17 protein-coding genes are annotated in these 17,835 nt (G+C 60.2%); 14 read left to right on the top strand and 3 right to left on the bottom strand.

Translation table 11 applies throughout. The features are described 5' to 3' along the window. Positions 1-65: 65 nt before the first annotated feature. On the bottom strand, positions 66-815 hold the full coding sequence (locus ACUN0E_RS19240) for a FadR/GntR family transcriptional regulator (RefSeq protein ID WP_325046895.1): 750 nt from the start codon (positions 813-815) through the stop codon (positions 66-68). 155 nt (positions 816-970) lie between these two features. Then, a complete protein-coding gene (locus ACUN0E_RS19235) occupies positions 971-1,930 on the bottom strand; it encodes a PDR/VanB family oxidoreductase (protein WP_408483946.1) in 960 nt (319 codons plus the stop codon). Positions 1,931-2,188: 258 nt separating this feature from the next. On the opposite strand from ACUN0E_RS19235, the gene ACUN0E_RS19230 reads away from it, so the two are divergent. From ACUN0E_RS19230 to ACUN0E_RS19165, 14 genes are all read left to right on the top strand, one after another. Continuing rightward, positions 2,189-3,448 (top strand): Rieske 2Fe-2S domain-containing protein, encoded by a 1,260-nt coding sequence (locus ACUN0E_RS19230; protein ID WP_408228345.1) that lies wholly within the window; start codon positions 2,189-2,191, stop codon positions 3,446-3,448. Positions 3,449-3,528: 80 nt separating this feature from the next. Further along, positions 3,529-4,977, top strand: coding sequence for an NAD-dependent succinate-semialdehyde dehydrogenase (locus ACUN0E_RS19225; RefSeq protein WP_408337144.1), 1,449 nt, complete (start codon positions 3,529-3,531; stop codon positions 4,975-4,977). A 185-nt stretch (positions 4,978-5,162) separates the two neighbouring features. Further along, positions 5,163-5,918, top strand: a complete 756-nt coding sequence (locus ACUN0E_RS19220; protein ID WP_445567622.1) for a FadR/GntR family transcriptional regulator — start codon at positions 5,163-5,165, stop codon at positions 5,916-5,918. Between the two features lie 26 nt (positions 5,919-5,944). After that, on the top strand, positions 5,945-6,982 hold the full coding sequence (locus tag ACUN0E_RS19215) for an amidohydrolase family protein (protein ID WP_445567621.1): 1,038 nt from the start codon (positions 5,945-5,947) through the stop codon (positions 6,980-6,982). A 40-nt stretch (positions 6,983-7,022) separates the two neighbouring features. After that, positions 7,023-8,030 carry a DODA-type extradiol aromatic ring-opening family dioxygenase gene (locus ACUN0E_RS19210; protein WP_445567620.1) on the top strand — a complete coding sequence of 336 codons (1,008 nt, stop codon included), beginning with the start codon at positions 7,023-7,025 and terminating at the stop codon, positions 8,028-8,030. 66 nt (positions 8,031-8,096) lie between these two features. After that, positions 8,097-8,780 carry an RraA family protein gene (locus ACUN0E_RS19205; RefSeq protein WP_445567619.1) on the top strand — a complete coding sequence of 228 codons (684 nt, stop codon included), beginning with the start codon at positions 8,097-8,099 and terminating at the stop codon, positions 8,778-8,780. A 2-nt stretch (positions 8,781-8,782) separates the two neighbouring features. Further along, the gene (locus ACUN0E_RS19200) at positions 8,783-9,448 is read left to right on the top strand and encodes an RraA family protein (protein ID WP_408228327.1); all 666 of its coding nucleotides are present in this window, start codon (positions 8,783-8,785) and stop codon (positions 9,446-9,448) included. A 64-nt stretch (positions 9,449-9,512) separates the two neighbouring features. Further along, positions 9,513-10,181 carry a 4-carboxy-4-hydroxy-2-oxoadipate aldolase/oxaloacetate decarboxylase gene (locus tag ACUN0E_RS19195; RefSeq protein WP_445567618.1) on the top strand — a complete coding sequence of 223 codons (669 nt, stop codon included), beginning with the start codon at positions 9,513-9,515 and terminating at the stop codon, positions 10,179-10,181. A gap of 58 nt (positions 10,182-10,239) precedes the next feature. Further along, complete coding sequence (locus ACUN0E_RS19190; protein WP_445567617.1) at positions 10,240-11,004, top strand: HD domain-containing protein; 765 nt, start codon at positions 10,240-10,242, stop codon at positions 11,002-11,004. A gap of 80 nt (positions 11,005-11,084) precedes the next feature. After that, positions 11,085-12,212 carry a histidinol-phosphate transaminase gene (gene hisC / locus ACUN0E_RS19185; RefSeq protein ID WP_408337156.1) on the top strand — a complete coding sequence of 376 codons (1,128 nt, stop codon included), beginning with the start codon at positions 11,085-11,087 and terminating at the stop codon, positions 12,210-12,212. A 141-nt stretch (positions 12,213-12,353) separates the two neighbouring features. Further along, complete coding sequence (locus ACUN0E_RS19180) at positions 12,354-13,331, top strand: ABC transporter permease (protein WP_408228315.1); 978 nt, start codon at positions 12,354-12,356, stop codon at positions 13,329-13,331. A 1-nt stretch (position 13,332) separates the two neighbouring features. Beyond that, on the top strand, positions 13,333-14,313 hold the full coding sequence (locus ACUN0E_RS19175) for an ABC transporter permease (RefSeq protein WP_445567616.1): 981 nt from the start codon (positions 13,333-13,335) through the stop codon (positions 14,311-14,313). Next, positions 14,310-15,296 (top strand): ABC transporter ATP-binding protein, encoded by a 987-nt coding sequence (locus ACUN0E_RS19170; protein ID WP_408228310.1) that lies wholly within the window; start codon positions 14,310-14,312, stop codon positions 15,294-15,296. The genes ACUN0E_RS19175 and ACUN0E_RS19170 overlap by 4 nt, the downstream gene beginning before the upstream one ends. Beyond that, positions 15,293-16,282 carry an ABC transporter ATP-binding protein gene (locus ACUN0E_RS19165; protein ID WP_445567615.1) on the top strand — a complete coding sequence of 330 codons (990 nt, stop codon included), beginning with the start codon at positions 15,293-15,295 and terminating at the stop codon, positions 16,280-16,282. Before ACUN0E_RS19170 ends, ACUN0E_RS19165 begins: the two co-directional genes overlap by 4 nt. Positions 16,283-16,495: 213 nt before the next feature. On the opposite strand, the gene ACUN0E_RS19160 is transcribed toward ACUN0E_RS19165, so the two are convergent. Then, complete coding sequence (locus tag ACUN0E_RS19160; protein WP_408228304.1) at positions 16,496-17,572, bottom strand: porin; 1,077 nt, start codon at positions 17,570-17,572, stop codon at positions 16,496-16,498. Positions 17,573-17,835 lie beyond the last annotated feature (263 nt).

The raw sequence follows: 17,835 nt of genomic DNA, 5'->3' as shown, positions 1-17,835 counted from the left end.
CCGCAGGGGCGGGTACGAAGCAGCATCATGCCATCGCCATATTTCCGGCGGGTGACGGACGAAATTTATTCGTCGTCTGCGGCGTGTTGAGCGGCGGTGCCTGACAACACACGCGAACGGATCACTTTCACCCGTTGCTGCATGATTTCGCGTGCCTTGACGCCGTCTCGCGCTTCGATCGCATTCAGCACTGACTTGTGCGAGCGGATCACGCGCGCGGCGATCGCATGCGTGGTGTTCGGCGCGAGTAGCGGTTGCAACACAAAACGCAGCGCACGGAATTGCGCGAGCAGAACCCGGTTGTGCGACGACTCCACAATCGCCTCATGAAAGCGCAGCGACGCATCCGTGAACGCAAGCGGGTCGTCGCGCAGTTTGTCGAGTTCGGCCAGGATCCCGCTCAGTTTCTTGAGGTCTTCCTCGGTGGCGTTTTGCGCCGCAAGTTCTGCTGACGTGACTTCAATCGCCATTTGCGCGTCGAAGATTTCTTCGCCGGTGACGCCGATCAGATGCAATTGAATGGCCAGCGCGTCCGCGAAGCGCTCCGGATTGCCCTGCGCAATCCATGCGCCGCCTTTCGCGCCCATGCGGATCTCCACGATGCCGACGGCTTCGAGCGTGCGCAATGCGTCGCGAGCGGCCATGCGGCTCACGTTGAATTGGGCGGACAGCGAGGTTTCACTGCCGAGGAAATCTCCCGTCTTGATCTGACCGGAAAAGACGGCTGCGCGCACTTGTGAAACGATGCGCCAGGATAAGGTTTCCGTCTGCACCGGTTCCCACAGCGGCGTAGTTTCGACAGTACCTTTTTTCAATTCGGATCTCCGGACCTGAGCGTTGCGACGGGGTGAGCCGAAGCCGCACGCACGAGAGGCGTGGTGCGACCCCGAAAGACTGATCGCGATGTTAGCATAGCCGTTGAATAATCATACGGTTATACAATTCGCATGTGCGCTCGGGTTGTCCAGCGTCACAAATCGAGTATCAGACACTCGCTTTTGCTGCCCGAGCAGCAAATCATCATCGACCGGTTTGCCTCCTGTTCGCCCTTTGTCAGCACCATGTCGCGATGGTCCGGCACGCCTGCGAGCACACGCGTTTCGCACGTGCCGCACACGCCCTGTGAGCAGGAGTAACTGACGTCGATCCCTTCGGCGATCAGTGCATCGAGAATCGTCTTGCCTGCGCTTACCTGAATCAGGCGGCCTGAGCGTGCGAGTTGCACGTTAAAGCCGCCAGACGTTGCGGGCGCCTCGCCCGCGGCGAAATACTCCACATGAAAACGTGCGCCGCTGCCACAACTCGCAGCGCTTGCTTCGAACGCATTCAACATGGCCGTCGGGCCGCAGCAATAGAAATGCGTGCGGTCGTCGCGCTGCTTCAATACGGCGGCGAATTCGAGCCGCTTTCCACCCGGTTCGCCGTCGTGATGAAACTGTACACGGGAGCCGTATTGACGCAACGCGCCGACGAATGCGGTGGCCTCACGGGTCCGCGTGCAATAGTGCAGCTCCCACGACCGCTCCAGTGCTTCCAGGCGATGAATCATGCCCATGAGCGGCGTGATGCCGATTCCCCCCGCGATGAGCACCGTATGCGCGGCGTCCTCGACCAGTGGAAAATTGTTGGCGGGCGCACTGATCGTCAGCACGGCGCCGACGCGCAGCGTCTCATGCACCCAGGATGAGCCACCGCGGCTCGACGGATCGCGATTCACGCCGATCACATAGCGGTGCGTGTTCTCCGGAGAATTGCAAAGCGAATAGCTGCGGATCATCCCGTTGGGCAAATGCAGATCGATGTGAGCGCCGGCCGTGAAGCCCGGCAGCGGTGAGCCGTCAAGTGCGTGAAATTCATACGTATTGATGGTGGGCGCCTCGTATCTGATCGCGCGAAGTTGCACCTGTAGCGTATCCATAGCCTTCTTCATGTTGACTCGTCCGGAGTTGTCTCACCGCGCAGACGCAAATTCTGTTGCGCGTGCTTCGATGTGTAATATATATTATCGAAACAGCGCCGACAAGCGCGAAGCGGAAGTGGATTGAATAGATCAATGCTTCTATAATGTCTAATGTGTATTATCATTAGATCGATGGTGGAGGCGACAAGAATGACAGCCGGCCGAGGCTGCCGAAGCGTTTGTGTGCCCCGACGCATCGGCCGGGCGATAACAATGGAGACTTGAAGAATGCTGTCCCAAGCGAAGAACGAACTCTTGACGAAGGTTGGGCCGGGCGAGCCGATGGGCGAACTGCTGCGCCGTTACTGGATGCCGATTGCCGGCGTGAGCGAATTCGACGAAGTGGCCGTCAAGCCGGTGCGTCTGCTCGGTGAAGACCTTGTGCTCTACAAGGACCTGAGCGGTAATTTCGGACTGATCGACCGTCAATGTCCGCATCGCCGCGCCGATCTTGCCTATGGCTTCGTTGAGAAGTGCGGATTGCGCTGCAACTATCATGGCTGGCTCTACGACCAGGGCGGAAAATGTACGGAGCAGCCGTATGAAGACGTTGCCAATCCGCAGTTGAAGCTCAAAGAACGTGTGAAGATCAAGGCGTATCCGGTAGAGGAGAAGGCGGGTCTTCTGTGGGCGTACCTTGGGCCGCAACCTGCGCCGCTCGTGCCGAATTGGGAGCCGTTCTCCTGGAAGAACGGCTTCGTGCAAATCGTGATCTCCGAGGTGCCATGCAACTGGCTGCAATGCCAGGAGAACTCGATCGATCCAATCCACTTCGAATGGATGCACAACAACTGGACCGCACGCCTGAATGGTCACACAGGCCCGTACTCGCCCGCTCATAAACAGCTCGATTTCGACGAATTCGACTACGGATTCATCTACAAGCGCCTGCGCGGCGATGCTGACGAAAACGATCCGCTCTGGTCGATCGGCCGTGTGTGTCTGTGGCCGAATGCGTTTTTTCTCGGTGAGCATTTCGAGTGGCGCGTGCCGGTCGACGATTCGCGCACGTTGAGTGTGACGTGGGCTTTCACCCGCGTGCCGAAGGAAAGCGAACCGTACGAGCAAAAGAGCGTGCCGACGTGGCACGGTCCGGTGACCGATCCGCAAACCGGCCGCTGGATCACGAGCCATGTGATGAACCAGGATTTTGTCGCGTGGGCGGGGCAGGGCGTGGTGGCCGATCGCACGAAAGAGAATCTGGGCAGCAGCGATCGCGGCATCGTCATGCTGCGCCGGCGTTTCTTCGAGGAGCTGGACGTGGTCGCGAACGGCGGCGAGCCGAAGGGCATCATCCGCGATCCGAAGCTCAATGAATGCGTGCAATTACCGATTGCCGCACGCGCTACTTTCGTTGAAGGCATGACCCGTGCGGAGATCGCGAATCATCCATTGTGGAAGCATCATCTGCAGGATTTCCGCTTCCAGGCGGGTCAACCGGAACATGTCCGGCAGGCTTTTCTCGACGCGATGGGCATGGAGCCGTGACGTCCGCGCTACAGTAACGGTGCGAAAACAGCACACGGCGGCGCCTGGCGCCGACCGGATATCAGATTTCGGAGACGCAGATGCATACCAGAAGTTACGACATTCAACTCGGCCTGTTCATTAACGGAGAGTGGCGCACGGAGGGGCGTGACACCCGGCCCGTCGTCAATCCCGCTGACGAAACGGTGCTCGCTCACTTGCCGCTTGCCACACAATCCGACCTCGACGACGCACTCGCCGCGGCGGCGGCCGGTTTTGCGACGTGGTCGCGCATGAGCACGTCCGAGCGGGCTGCCATCATCGACAAAGCTGCTGCGCTGATGCACGAACGCGCTGACGAAATCGGCACGCTGATGAGTTTCGAGCACGGCAAGATGCTGGCCGACGGCCTGCAGGAAGCGCACAGCTCAGCCGATATCGTCAAATGGTTTGCGGAAGAAGGGCGTCGTGCCTATGGGCGCGTGGTGCCTGGCCCGCTGCCGAATTCGCGCCAGCTCGTGCTGAAAGTGCCGGTTGGACCGGTGGCGGCGTTCACGCCATGGAATTTTCCCGTGCGGATTCCCGCGCGCACCGTGGCGGCCGCGCTCGCGGCAGGTTGCTCGGTGATTCTGAAGGCCGCCGAAGAAACGCCCGGGTCCACCACGGCGATGGTGCAATGCTTTCAGGATGCGGGTTTGCCGCCCGGCGTGCTGAATCTGGTGTTCGGCGTGCCGTCCCAGGTATCCGAATATCTGATCGCCTCGGACGTCATCAAGGCAGTGGCATTCACCGGGTCGATTCCGGTCGGCAAGCATCTCGCGAGCCTGGCTGCCACGCACGGCCTGAAGAAACTGGTGATGGAGCTGGGCGGCCACGCGCCGATGATCGTCTGTGACGACGTCGACGTGGCGCGCATTGCCACAATGACCGCCAGTGCCAAGTTTCGCCAGGCCGGGCAAGCCTGCATTTCGCCGACGCGCTTCTACATTCAGGAGGGCGTGTATGGCGCCTTCATCGACAAGTTCGTCGACGTGGCATCGAAGCTGAAGGTCGGCTCGGCCTTCGAGCCCGACACCCAGGCGAGTCCGGTTGCCAACGCACGCCGGCTCGCCGCGGCGGATGAGTTCGTCAAGGACGCGGTGTCGCACGGTGCACGCTTGCTGCTCGGTGGCCAGCGTCTGGATCGTCCCGGCTTCTTCTACGCGCCGACAGTTCTGGCCGATGTGCCCGAACAGGCGCGGATCATGAATGAAGAACCGTTCGGTCCGGTGGTGCCTTTCAGTTCATTCAAGACCGTCGAAGAGGTGCTCGAGCGTGCCAATCGATTGAAATATGGGCTTGCGGCCTATGCGTTCACCGGTTCGGATCGACGCGCGTTGCAGCTGTCGAATGGTCTCGAGGCCGGCATGATCGGCATCAATAGCATGCTGGTCTCAGGGCCGGAAGTGCCTTTCGGCGGCGTTAAGGAGAGCGGAATTGGCTCCGAAAACGGCATTGAGGGCTTGCAGGCATACCTGGTCACGAAGTTCGTTCAACAAGCCGTGTCCTGATCATGTTGCGCCAGCGGGGGATCGAAACATCGATCGTCGCTGGCCAATCTCAAATAAGTTATATATATTATAGTTAACGGTGATCCCCTGACGCAGTGAACCCTTTGAGTATCGTTCGAAGCCGGTTCATAGACTAGCCAATACGATTCGTATAACTAATGAAAGAAAATAGCCAGCACGACACCATGAACGCTCGGACTTCGACAGTCTGGGAGTCCGTGCAAACGGAAAAGCTTTCATGGCGTGTCGCATCGCAAGTGCGTGCCGCGCTGTTTTCGAAGCAGGTGAAGGCGGGCGACTTTCTCGGCAGTGAGGCGTCGCTTGCGCAGCAATTCAACGTGAGCCGTACTGCCGCCCGTGATGCGCTGAGAACGCTGGAAGCAGTCGGCATCGTCGAGATCCGTATGGGCGCGAAGGGTGGCGTGTGGATTGCCAGTGCGAACCTGGAGCGCTTTGCCGACGCGTTGTCGATACAGCTGAGACTCATTGGCGCCGGCGCGAGCGAAGTGTTCGATGCGCAAATGGCGATCGAAGTGCTGGCCGCGGAGAAGGCGGCGGAAAACCTGACAGTGGCCCATCGCACGGCACTGCGTGATGCGTTGCATGGCGTGGAAGACGCACGCAAGCAACTCGGGACATTTACTGATGCGTCGCTGCGCTTTCACGAAGCGCTCGTGAAAGCTTCAGGCAATCGGGTTCTGCTCGCGCAATTCAAGGCGCTGCGTTTCGTGCTGACACCTTTGCTCGCCACCCATACGAGTGCGGACACAGCGAATCGCGTGATCGCTTCGCATCGGCGTCTATTCGACGCGGTGTGCCGCGGCGAAGTTGAATTGGCTCGCCGTCTGATGCAGGAGCGGATCCAGATCGTTCGTACGAGCTTCATTCCGATGACGCCGACGGCGTACATCCAACCCGAGCCGGAAGCGGTCCGGGCCTGAACCCCCACTATTTAACGGAGACATTCATGATCATCGATGCGCACGCGCACGTTACCGCGCCGGATTCTCTCTACGTCTGGAAATCCGGGCTTGTTTCCCATCGCGGCGCGCACGGCCGTGGTACTGCGCAGATCAGCGACGACGAAATGCTGGCGGTGCTCAATGCGCCGACTTTCGGCACCAAATCGCACGTTGAGCAGTTGCGTGACATCGGCACGGACTTGCAGTTGATCTCGCCGCGTCCGTACCAGATGATGCATAGCGAAAAGCCCGCGAAGATCGTCCACTGGTTCACCGAGGAAACCAACGACATGATCGCGCAGCAGGCGCGTCTCATGCCGCAGACGTTTCGTGGTGTCGGCGGCTTGCCGCAGGCGTGGGGCGAACCGGTCAGCGGATGTCTGCCGGAACTGGAACGCTGCATCAAGGAGCTCGGTCTCGTCGGCGTGCTGCTGAATACCGACCCGAGCGAGGGGCTGGCGACCAACGAGGTGCCGGACCTCGGCAACGAATACTGGTATCCGCTGTATGAGAAGCTCGTCGAACTCGATGTGCCCGCGTACCTGCATTCGGCAGGATGCCGTTCGGAGCGGCACAACTATTCGCTGCACTTCATCAATGAAGAAACGATTGCGGTGATGGCGCTCGCCCGTTCGCGCGTGTTCAAGGATTTCCCGCAGTTGAAGATCGTTGTCTCGCACGGTGGCGGCGCGGTGCCGTATCAGTTCGGCCGCTTCCAGGCGCCGTCGCTGCGGCCGGGGCGCGCAAGCGAGCCGTTTCTCGACAGCTTGCGGCGTCTTTACTACGACACGGTGCTGTATTCGGAAGAGGCGCTGCGTCTGCTCATCAAGACGGTCGGTGCGGATCGTTGCATCTTCGGTGCGGAGCGTCCGGGTGTTGGCACGGTGAAGGATCCGCAGACGGGTCGCTGGCTGGATGACATTCGTCCCGTCATCGAAAGTTTCGAATGGCTCAGCGGCGAGGAGAAACGAATGATTTTCGAAGGCAACGCGCGCAAGGTATTCCGCCTCGACACGCCGGCCGGCACAGCCGCGATACGTTGAAACCATCGGTCATGAAAAACACGTTCAACGGGAGTGCAGCATGGCAACGATGATCGGCGCAATCGCCACGTCGCACGGCCCCTTGCTGTCGATGCCGCCCGAGCTCTGGCATTTGCGGGCCGGCGCGGATATGAAAAATCCGTCGCACTGGTTTCAGGGGCGCTCATACGACTACGCGGCGTTGCTGGAAGCACGCGCACCGGGTTTTGCGGCAGAGGTCGCCGAAGCGTCAAAGCAGGAACGCTATGCGGCTTGCCAGCGAGCGCTCGATACGCTCGCCGAACGCTTCCACGCCATGAAGCCTGATCTCGTCATCGTGCTCGGCAACGATCAGCGCGAGGTGTTCAAGGACGACCTGACGCCGGCAATGACGATATTCAGCGGTGAGCAGATCGAGAACCTGCCGCTGTCGGACAAACAGCGCCGACGCCTGCCGCCGGGCGTCGCCGAGGCAGAGGACGGTCATTGTCCGCCGGAAGGAGCGGTTTATCCCGGTGCGCCGGATCACGCGTTGAAGCTGGTGGAGTCGCTTGTCGATGACGGTTTCGATATTGCCGTCTCGAACCGGCTGCCCAAGGGTGAGGATCGCCAGCACGGTATTCCTCACGCGTTCGGTTTCGTCTATCGCCGCGTCATGCGCGATGCGCCACCACCGTCGGTGCCTTTGTTTCTGAATGTCGGCGTGGCGCCGAATCAGCCGCGCGTGGCGCGCTGCCTGGCGCTCGGCCACGCGCTCGGCGCGGCGATCCGGCGCTTGCCGGCCGATCTTCGCGTGGTGGTGGTCGTCTCTGGCGGCATGAGTCACTTCGTGGTCGATGAAGCGCTCGATCACCGCGTGCTGGCTGCACTCGCCGACCGCGACGAAGCTTCGCTACGCGATATTCCGGAGCCGTATTTCAATGGTAATACGTCGGAAATCAAGAGCTGGCTACCGCTTGTCGGTCTTGCCGCGAGCGCGTCGCTGAAGATGAAGCTGATCGACTACGTCGCATGTTATCGATCGGAAGCCGGGACGGGCTCGGGGATGGCGTTTGCCTGCTGGGAATGAACAGCCACAGCAGCAACAGCGGCACTAGCTGGAAAAAAGCGAACATGAGGAACGGAGCAGACACGCATGAAAAAAGCAGATGACACCACCCAACGCCTGCAGCGGCTCGACTGTTGCGCAGTATCGGATGCACTCGACAAGCTCGGTCTGACCGGCACGGTTACCGGCTTGCCGCAACGTTCGACCTCGCGCCGCATCGCAGGGAAGGTTGTGACCGTGAAGCTGGTGGAGGCCGCGCAGGTGAGCGCCGCCGCTCATACGGGTGCGCCGCGTCATCTCGGCACGACGGCCGTCGAATCCGCCGGCGCGGGCGATGTGATCGTGGTCGAACAGCACACGGGGCTCGACGCGGGCAGTTGGGGCGGCATTCTCTCGCTCGGCGCGTCGTTGCGCGGCATCGAGGGCGTGATTGCAGACGGCCCCGTGCGCGATATCGATGAAGCGCGGCAATACGATTTTCCGGTTTTCGCGCGAGCATTGACGGCCTTCACCGCGCGCAATCGCGTCGCCGAAGCCGGCACCAATGTGCCGATCACGGTGGCACAGGTTCGCGTCAATCCGGGCGATTACGTGATCGCCGATAACAGCGCGGTGATCTTTATCGCCGCCGCGGACATCGAGCGCGTGCTGGCCGCTGCCGAGCAGATCGCCGGCAAGGAAGCGGCGATGGCGAAAAAGCTGCTGAATGGTGTGCCTATTGCACTGGTGATGGGTGCGGACTACGAATATATGCTGCAGGACAGGGGATAAACATGAGCGACACGAACGACACGATTATGGGGCGCGCGCAGCGCCTCGATACCGCGACACTGAGCGATGCGCTGGATCGCCTCGGCATTGTCGGTCAATGTACTGGCATCAAGCCGCGCGATGCGAGTTTCCGGCTGTGCGGCCGTGCGTTCACGATTCTTTACGGACCGCCGACGACCCCGCCCGGCACGGTTGGCGACTATATCGACGACGTTCCGGAAGGCGGCGTGATCGTGCTGGATAACGCCGGCCGCGAAGACTGCACGGTGTGGGGCGACATTCTCACGGAAATCGCGCATCGGCGGAAAATCGCCGGTACTGTCATTGACGGTATCTGCCGTGACGTGAGCCTGTGCTTGTCGCTGGGTTACCCTGTATTCAGCAAGGGACACTGGATGCGTACCGGCAAAGACCGTGTGCAGGTCGAAAGTACGCAGGTGCCGGTCAATATCGGCAACGCGCGCGTGTTGCCGGGCGACCTGCTAGTCGGCGATGCGGATGGCGTGATCGTGATTCCGCGCGCTCACGAAGACCGCGTGCTGGCCGCAGCCGAAGAGATCCACGCAGCGGAGCACGCGATTCGCGAGGCGGCGCGGCAAGGCATGCGGCTCGACGAGGCGCGCCAGCAGCATCGCTATCACGCGCTGCAGAGCAAAGTAAGCGCCTGAGCGCCGGCGCTCACGGCGCCACGCTATGCCACGCGAGCCATCAGAATATCCATCAGGAGACACCATGTCGTACCCTTTCATCGATTCGCCGCTGGTCACTGCTTCGATCGGGCGGCCGGCCGCCGAAGTGATCGAGGCGGCCCGCGCCTTTCCGGCCGCGACCCTGCTCGAGGCGGCCAACAAACTGGGCGCGCTGCCGTCGGCGATCAAGTCAGTCAGTCCGGCGTTCCGCGTCTGCGGTCCGGCGGTTACTGTGCATTCGCCGCCCGGCGACAATCTCTGGTTGCATCGCGCGCTGGTCGTCGCGCAACCGGGTGACGTGCTGGTGGTGTACACGAGCGACTATTACGAAGCCGGCTACTGGGGTGAAGTCATGTCGACGGCAGCCAAAGAGCGCGGTGTGGCGGGCCTGGTCATCGACGGTTGCGTTCGCGATGCCGAACTGCTTGCGCGTATCGGCTTCCCGGTGTTTTCGCGCGGCTTGTGCATTCGCGGCACGACCAAGGATTTCGCGGCACGCGGCTGGATCAATCATCCTCTGCGTATCGGCGATGTCGCCGTGCGGCCGGGCGATCTGGTGGTGGGCGACGCGGACGGCGTGGTGGTGCTCGCCCAGGAATCGATCGACGCGACGTTGCGTGCCGCGCGCGAACGCGAGGACAAGGAAGCGGAAATACTTGCGCGCATCGCCGCAGGCGAACTGACGCTCGATATCTACGGCTGGAATCGCTAGACGCGCGGTTCGATATCGAAGAGACAGAAGAGAAAGAAGGGACAGAGGAGCAATCGCAATGAGCAATCAAACCGCAAGCGGGCATGAGCCTACGCTTTCCGAGCGCGCCGACGCGCTTGAACACGAGATGATCGCGGAGCTGGACCGGCGCGTGGTGAAATCGGTGATCTACACGTCAGGCGAGCGCGACCCCACGCAGGCCATTCCACCGCCGCCGGGCACGGGGCACTTCATGATGGGCGACGATCCTCGCCTGCAGAAGATGCCGTCGCAGCCCACCTTGATCGACTTCTTCAAGTACCGCTTCGGGCCGGCCAATCACGTACTGCAAAGCGCGACGCACGCACTGAAGGCCGGGCAGAACGAGAAGATCGTGCTGGCCTGCCTGCTGCATGACATCAGCGTGGCCGGTTTCATTCGTGGCGATCATGGCTACTGGGGCGCGCAGATGATCGCGCCGTATGTGGACGAAGAGGTTAGCTGGGCTATCCAGTATCACCAGGCACTGCGGTTTTTTGCGGATGAGTCGATGGGTTACGGGTATCCGGACGCGTATCTACGCTATTTCGGCAAGGACTACGAGCCGGAGCCGTATATCCAGCGTGACTACGAATACGCGCGCAATCACAAGTGGTACATGTCGAGCCGCTCGATCACGCTGCACGACATCTATTCGTTCGATCCGAACGCGGTAGTGAGCCTCGACGATTTCGTCGACATCATCGGGCGAAATTTCCGGCAACCGAAGGAAGGGCTCGGCTTTGACGGCAGTCCGTCGGCGCATATCTGGCGCACGATGATCTGGCCGACGAAGTTCCTGTAATAGCCCGGCGGCTGCGAGTGGTGCGCCGGGGGCGCGCCACTCATCCTCATTCCTATCTAGAAGTCAGCAAAGGTGTTCCCATGACAAACGAATTGCGTCCTGTTGCTCCCACCTACATCGGCTCGTTGAAGCCCTATCAGGCAGGCAAACCCATCGAAGAAACGGCGCGCGAGTACGGGCTGCCGGAAGCCAGCATCATCAAGCTCGCATCGAATGAAAACCCGCTCGGCATGCCGCCGAAGGCACGCGCGGCAATCGACGCGATCGTCAACAGTGGTGCACGCTATCCCGATCCGAACGGTCATGCACTAAAAGTAGCGCTGGGCCAGAAGTACAACGTCGAACGCAACTGGATCACACTTGGCAACGGCTCGAGCGACATTCTCGAACTCGTCGCACGTGCGTTCCTGCAGGCCGCGCAACCGGACAGCGATTGCAATGCCGTGTCGTCGCAATACGCATTCATGGCATGGCAGAACGCGGTCAAGGCGACAGGCGCGCGGATGGTCGCCGTGCCCGCCAAAGACTACGGCCATGATCTCGACGCCATGGCGCTAGCGGTCAACGCTGAGACCCGCGTGGTGTACCTGGCGAATCCGAACAACCCGACGGGAACGTTCTTCAGCGTCGACGAACTGACCTCGTTTCTCGATCGCATCCCGGCTAATGTCGTTGTGCTGCTCGACGAGGCCTATAACGAGTATCTTGAACCGCACCATCGTTACGACAGTACCGAACTCGTACGGCGCTATCCGAATCTTGTTGTATCGCGAACCTTCTCGAAGGCGTTCGGGCTGGCCGGTCTGCGGGTCGGTTTCGCCATCGCTACGCCTTACGTCACGGATCTTCTGAATCGTGTGCGGCAGACGTTCAATGTTAATTCGCTGGCGCAGGCAGCCGCTATCGCCGCACTGAACGACGACGACTATCTGAACGAATCGTATCGGCTGAATCGTGAAGGGATCGAGCGGTTCTACGAGGTCTGCGAGGCGCTCCGGCTCCCGTACGTGAAAAGCCAGGGTAATTTCGTTGTTATCAAGGTGGGTAATTCGGTCGAACTGTTCGATGCGCTGCTCAGGCGCGGCATCATCGTCCGCAAGGTGGTGGACTACGGGCTCGGCGAGTGGCTGCGCGTCACGGTCGGATTGCCGCAGGAAAACGAAAGGTTCTTTACGGCGTTGCGTGAACTCGTGCCGGTCAATGCGTGAGATAGAAACTCACCTAAATTAAACTATATTATACTTTCGAGACAAAGCCCGGCCACAGACTGCCCGCAGCATCCGTGGCCACAAGCAGGCAAAAACAAGTCCTGTCGCTTGAAGTCATTCCCCGTCGGAGCGAGACAATCCATGTTTGAGTTTATTCTGCGGAGACTGTTCCAAAGCCTCCTTGCGCTTTGGGCGATGTCGCTGCTCGTGTTTGCCGGTGTCTACGTGGTGGGCGACCCGATTGCGCTGATGGTCCCCGACAGCGCCACACCCGAGATGCGCACACGCATCATTGCCTCGCTCGGGCTGGATCAGCCGTGGTGGCTCCAGTACTGGCATTTCCTCACACACTCGTTGCGCGGCGACTTCGGCACGTCGTTCCTGACCGGCGCGCCGGTTGCGCAGATGATCGTCTCGCGCATGCCCGCGACGCTCGAGTTGTCGGTGATTGCCATGCTGATGGCAATCGTCATTGGCATTCCGCTTGGTATGTACGCAGGATTGCGCCCCGAGAAAATCTCCTCGCGGATCATTACCGCGTCGTCGACGATAGGTTTCAGTCTGCCGACGTTCTGGGTCGGCCTGATCCTGATTCTCGTCTGCTCGGTGCTCCTTGGCTGGTTGCCTTCAGGCGGACGCGGCACCACGACGTCATGGCTCGGCATGCAGGTGAGCTTTCTGACGCTCGACGGCTGGAAGCACCTGCTGTTGCCGGCGTTCAATCTCGCACTCTTCAACATCGCGCTGATCATCCGGCTCGCGTATTCATCGACGCGTGAAACCGCGTTGACCGATTACGTGAAGTTCGCGCGGGCCAAAGGGCTGAGTTCATCGCGTATCGTCGGTGTGCATATCCTGAAGAACATCATGATTCCGCTCGTGACGGTGATCGGTATCAACCTGGGCGGGTTGATCGCGTTTTCGATCGTCACGGAAACCGTGTTCGCGTGGCCTGGCATGGGCAAATTGCTGATCGATTCAATCAATGCGCTCGATCGCCCGGTGGTCATTGCCTATCTGCTGACCGTCGGGGCGATCTATATGCTGATCAATCTGGTCGTCGACATTCTGTACTCACTGCTCGATCCGCGCATCTCGGTGACGGCGGAGGTGAATTGACATGGGACCCACTACAGGAACGACCGTGGCCGAGCCGCGCGCCCAAACTACTGCATCTGCCGCTTCCGCCGTTAAGCCGGTGAAACGTCCGCATCGGTTTGCACGCATGGGTGGCCAACTGAGCGCGCTATGGAGCGAATTCCGTCAGAGCAAACTCGCGCTCATTGGGCTCGTGCTTTTTGTCGCGATTGCCGCGCTGGCAGTATTCGCGCCGTGGATTGCGCCGCAGAATCCCTATGACCTCGCACAACTCGATCTTGGCGATTCGCAGCTTCCGCCGCTTGCGCACGCGTCGATGGGCGCGCATATCTACTGGCTCGGCACTGACGACCAGGGGCGCGACATGCTGTCCGCGATTCTCTACGGCATGCGCACGAGCCTGTATGTGAGCCTCGCCTGTACCGTGCTCGCGTTGGTCATTGGTGTTGCGCTGGGTCTTGTCGGCGCATTCTATGGACGCAAGGTCGATGCGCTGATCATGCGTCTCGCCGACATCCAGCTTTCGTTTCCTTCGATTCTGATTGCGCTGGTGTTCATCGCTGCTTTCGGCAAAGGCGTCGACAAGATCATCTATGCCCTCGTACTGGTGCAATGGGCGGTGTATGCGCGTACCGCGCGCGGTTCTGCACTCGTCGAGTTACGCAAGGAGTATGTGGAGGCGGCGCGCTGCCTGAAACTGAGCGATACGCGGATTATCTTTCGCCATGTGCTGCCCAATTGCGTGCCGCCGCTGCTGGTTGTCGCAACCGTGCAGATGGCGACCACGATCTCGCTTGAAGCGACGCTGTCGTTTCTGGGTCTTGGGCTGCCTATTACGGAGCCGTCGCTCGGTCTGCTGATTTCGAACGGCTATAACTACCTGTTGTCCGGTTCCTACTGGATCAGCGTTTTCCCTGGCGTTGCGTTGCTGTTGCTGATGCTGTGCCTGAATCTGATGGCGGATCGCCTGCGCGATGTGCTCAACCCGAGGTTGAAGAAATGACGCAGCCCGCATTGCAGGTGGACAATCTGTGCACCCACTTCACGACGCCGCGGGGCATCGTGAAAGCGGTGAACGGTGTGAGTTTCAGCGTCGCACGCGGCGAAATTCTGGGCGTGGTCGGCGAGTCCGGTTCCGGTAAATCGCAAACCGGTTATTCGATCATGGGTTTGATCGATCCCCCGGGCAAGGTAGTGAGCGGCAGCATCAAGCTCGCGGGTGAGGAACTGGCCGCATGCACCGAAGCGCAATGGCGCAAGATTCGCGGCAACCGGATTTCGATGATTTTCCAGGATCCGATGATGACGCTCAATCCCGTTCTGCGTATCGACACACAGATGGTCGAGGCGGTGCTCGCGCACCGGCCGATGAGCCGTCGCGCAGCGCTCGACGAAGCGCGCATGGCGCTTGCGCAGGTCGGCATCCCGGCGCCGGACGAACGTTTGAAGTGTTATCCGCATCAGTTCTCCGGCGGCATGCGTCAACGCGTTGCGATTGCGATTGCATTGATCAACCGGCCCGAGGTGGTGATCGCCGATGAACCCACCACCGCGCTCGACGTCACCATCCAGGCGCAGATTCTCGGTGAGATCCAGCAGCTTTGCCGCAACTCGGGCACAGCGCTTATCTGGATCACGCACGACCTGTCGGTGGTCGCGGGCCTCGCGGATCGCGTGTGCGTGATGTACGGCGGCAGGATCGCAGAACACGGCAGTGTCGATCAGGTACTCGACACGCCACGTCATCCCTACACGCGCGGCTTGATGAATTCGATTCCGAGCCGCAATCCAAAAGGCGTGATGCTGCGGCAGATTCCCGGCGCACCACCTTCGCTGCTCACGTTAGGGGAGGGCTGTGCGTTTCGCACGCGCTGTTCATCCGCAGTGCCCGAATGCGCGCATGAGATAGCCGAATCGATTGACCACGACGGCCACATGGTTCGCTGTATCCGGCCCGTCGTCGATGAACACGAGGAGATTGCATGACCCCGCTGCTCGAATTGCGTAATGTCACGAAGACGTTCGCGCCCAGACAGGATGCGACCGGGCGCTTCGTCCGGGCAGTCACCGGACGGCAGCCGCCGAAGGGCGTGCATGCGGTCACCGATCTGAGCCTGAGTGTGAGCGCCGGCGAGGTGGTTGGGCTGGTCGGCGAATCAGGCTGCGGTAAATCGACGGTGGGCCGCCTGGCGGCCGGCGTCTACTGGCCGACGAGCGGCAAACGCTACTGGCAGGACACGGATATGGCGGCGCTCGGACGGCGCGAGCGCAATCGCGCCGAACTCGATATCCAGATGATCTTCCAGGATCCGTATGCGTCGCTGAATCCGCGTATGCGGGCTGCCGATATCGTCGCGGAAGGGGCGCACGTGCATGGTTTCATCCGCAAGGCGGATACGCGCGATTTTGTCGGGACGCTGTTTGAACGGGTGGGCCTCGATCCGGATTCGATGGACCGCTTCGCCCATCAGTTCTCGGGTGGCCAGCGTGCGCGGATCGGTATCGCGCGTGCGCTATCGGTGAATCCGAAGTTTCTCGTTTGCGATGAATCGGTGGCGGCGCTCGACGTGTCGATCCAGGCACAGGTGCTGAATCTGTTTATCAAGCTGCGCGAAGAGCTAGGTTTGACGTATCTGTTCATCAGCCACGACCTGGGCGTGGTGCGTCATATCGCGGATCGCATTGTCGTGATGTATCTCGGCAAGATTGTCGAGTCGGGCCCCACCGAGCAGGTCTATCAGAATCCGCAGCATCCGTACACGCAGGCATTGCTGGCGGAAGTGCCTTCGCTCGACAAGCGCAAGAAGACCTTCTATGCAATCAAGGGCGAGATTCCGTCGCCGATGAATCCACCTTCGGGTTGTCATTTTCATCCGCGCTGTCCACACGCGTTGCCCGTTTGCAAGGAGGTCGTGCCCGTACTAAAGCGCACCGCCGATGGGCAATTCGCAGCGTGTCATCTGATCGACTGACGTCGCCTTCGCGATTGAAGTCTGGCCCGGTGTGACCTGTCCGGCAGCGATGCTGGCGGTTCACATCGGGCTTTTTCATGGGCGGAGAAAACCAGAACGTGAGTGAATCCGTGTGTGCCACAATCCGGCGGCGCAAAAAAAACCGGCTTACGCCGGCATAAATTTGTGCCGCTCGACTCTCGCCATCAAGCGGCACGTCTCGCGATCAATCGGTCAGAACTTGTGGCGTATGCCAATGCCAGCGACGACCTGCTTGTTGGTGCTCGACGTCGGCAGCGTCAGAATCACCGCGCGCGTACCGTCACCGCTCGCCTGTTGATAGTTCACTTCTGCATACACGTCGGTGCGTTTCGACAGGAAGTAGTCGAGCCCGACCGACGTCTGGCCCCAGTGCGAACTCTCGAGCTTCGTCCACGTGTACCCTGCGCCACCGACCAGCGCCGGCGTGAAGTGGTACAGCAAGCTGCCTTCCAGTGAAGTGAGTGTCGACGCATTGCCCATGTACGAGATCCGCGTACCGGTGTAGTTCGCCATGATGCCGAACTTGCCGATCGAATAGCTGCCGCCGAGTCCCCATGTCTTCATGCTGTCCGCCACGATCGGACCCGTCAGCGGCTGGCCGAACAGCGTGTTGACGCCCAGATCGTTGATCGGATCGATGCGGAAGTTGTTGATGTCCGTATAGGCCGCGCCGAGACTGAGTGGGCCATGATCGTAGGTCAGGCCGAAACTCATCGAGCTGTTCTGATGGAAGTTGCCGGCTGTATTACCGAAACCATACATCGCCCCAGCGGTGAAGCCGCCGAAATTATTGCTGACGAATTTGACCGTATTGTCCAGTCGGTCGCCCGATACGCGGTCGTAGTCACCCGGATGGAACGCATACACGCCGGCGACGTAGGCGATCGAATAGTTGCCGATGATGTCGCCCATGAAGTCGTACTGATGGCCCATCGTCAGCGTACCGATCTGATTCGACAGGCCGACGTAAGCCTGGCGCCCGAAGATGCCACCTTGTCCGAGCGTGCCGTTGTTCAGATTGAAGCCGTTCTCGAGACGAAACAGCGCTTTCATACCGCCACCGAGATCTTCTGTACCCTGGAAGCCGAGCCGGTTGCCTTGTGGGACACCCGTGTCGAAGACCCACGCGGAATGACCGTTGCTGTTGCTAACGTAGCTGATGCCCGAGTCGACGATCCCGTAAATCGTCACACTGCTCTGCGCCTGTGCACCTGCTGCAAAAGTACAAAGTGACACGGCAGCAAGTGGTACGGCGAGGGTCTTTCTCATTGTTTGTCTCCTTTCCATGAATAGTCTGCGCCAGTTTTGTTGAAGATGCCGCATGTTTTGCGAGGCTTCGTTCGCAGTTATTCGTGCCTCGCAACGTGTTGCACGCGCAACCATTTCGTTGTGTGAACGAAAGGCCGCGCGGCGGTCCTGCATCGCCCGTCATCAACTTGAGCAGTGCTTGACTTCGATAGAAGTGTATAACGATAATATAGTTATACAGAAGGCATTTTGACGCGATGAAGATGCTCGTAAACACGAAGTGA

Source organism: Paraburkholderia sp. D1E (assembly GCF_052682275.1).
This window is presented reverse-complemented; position numbering and strand designations above follow the sequence as displayed.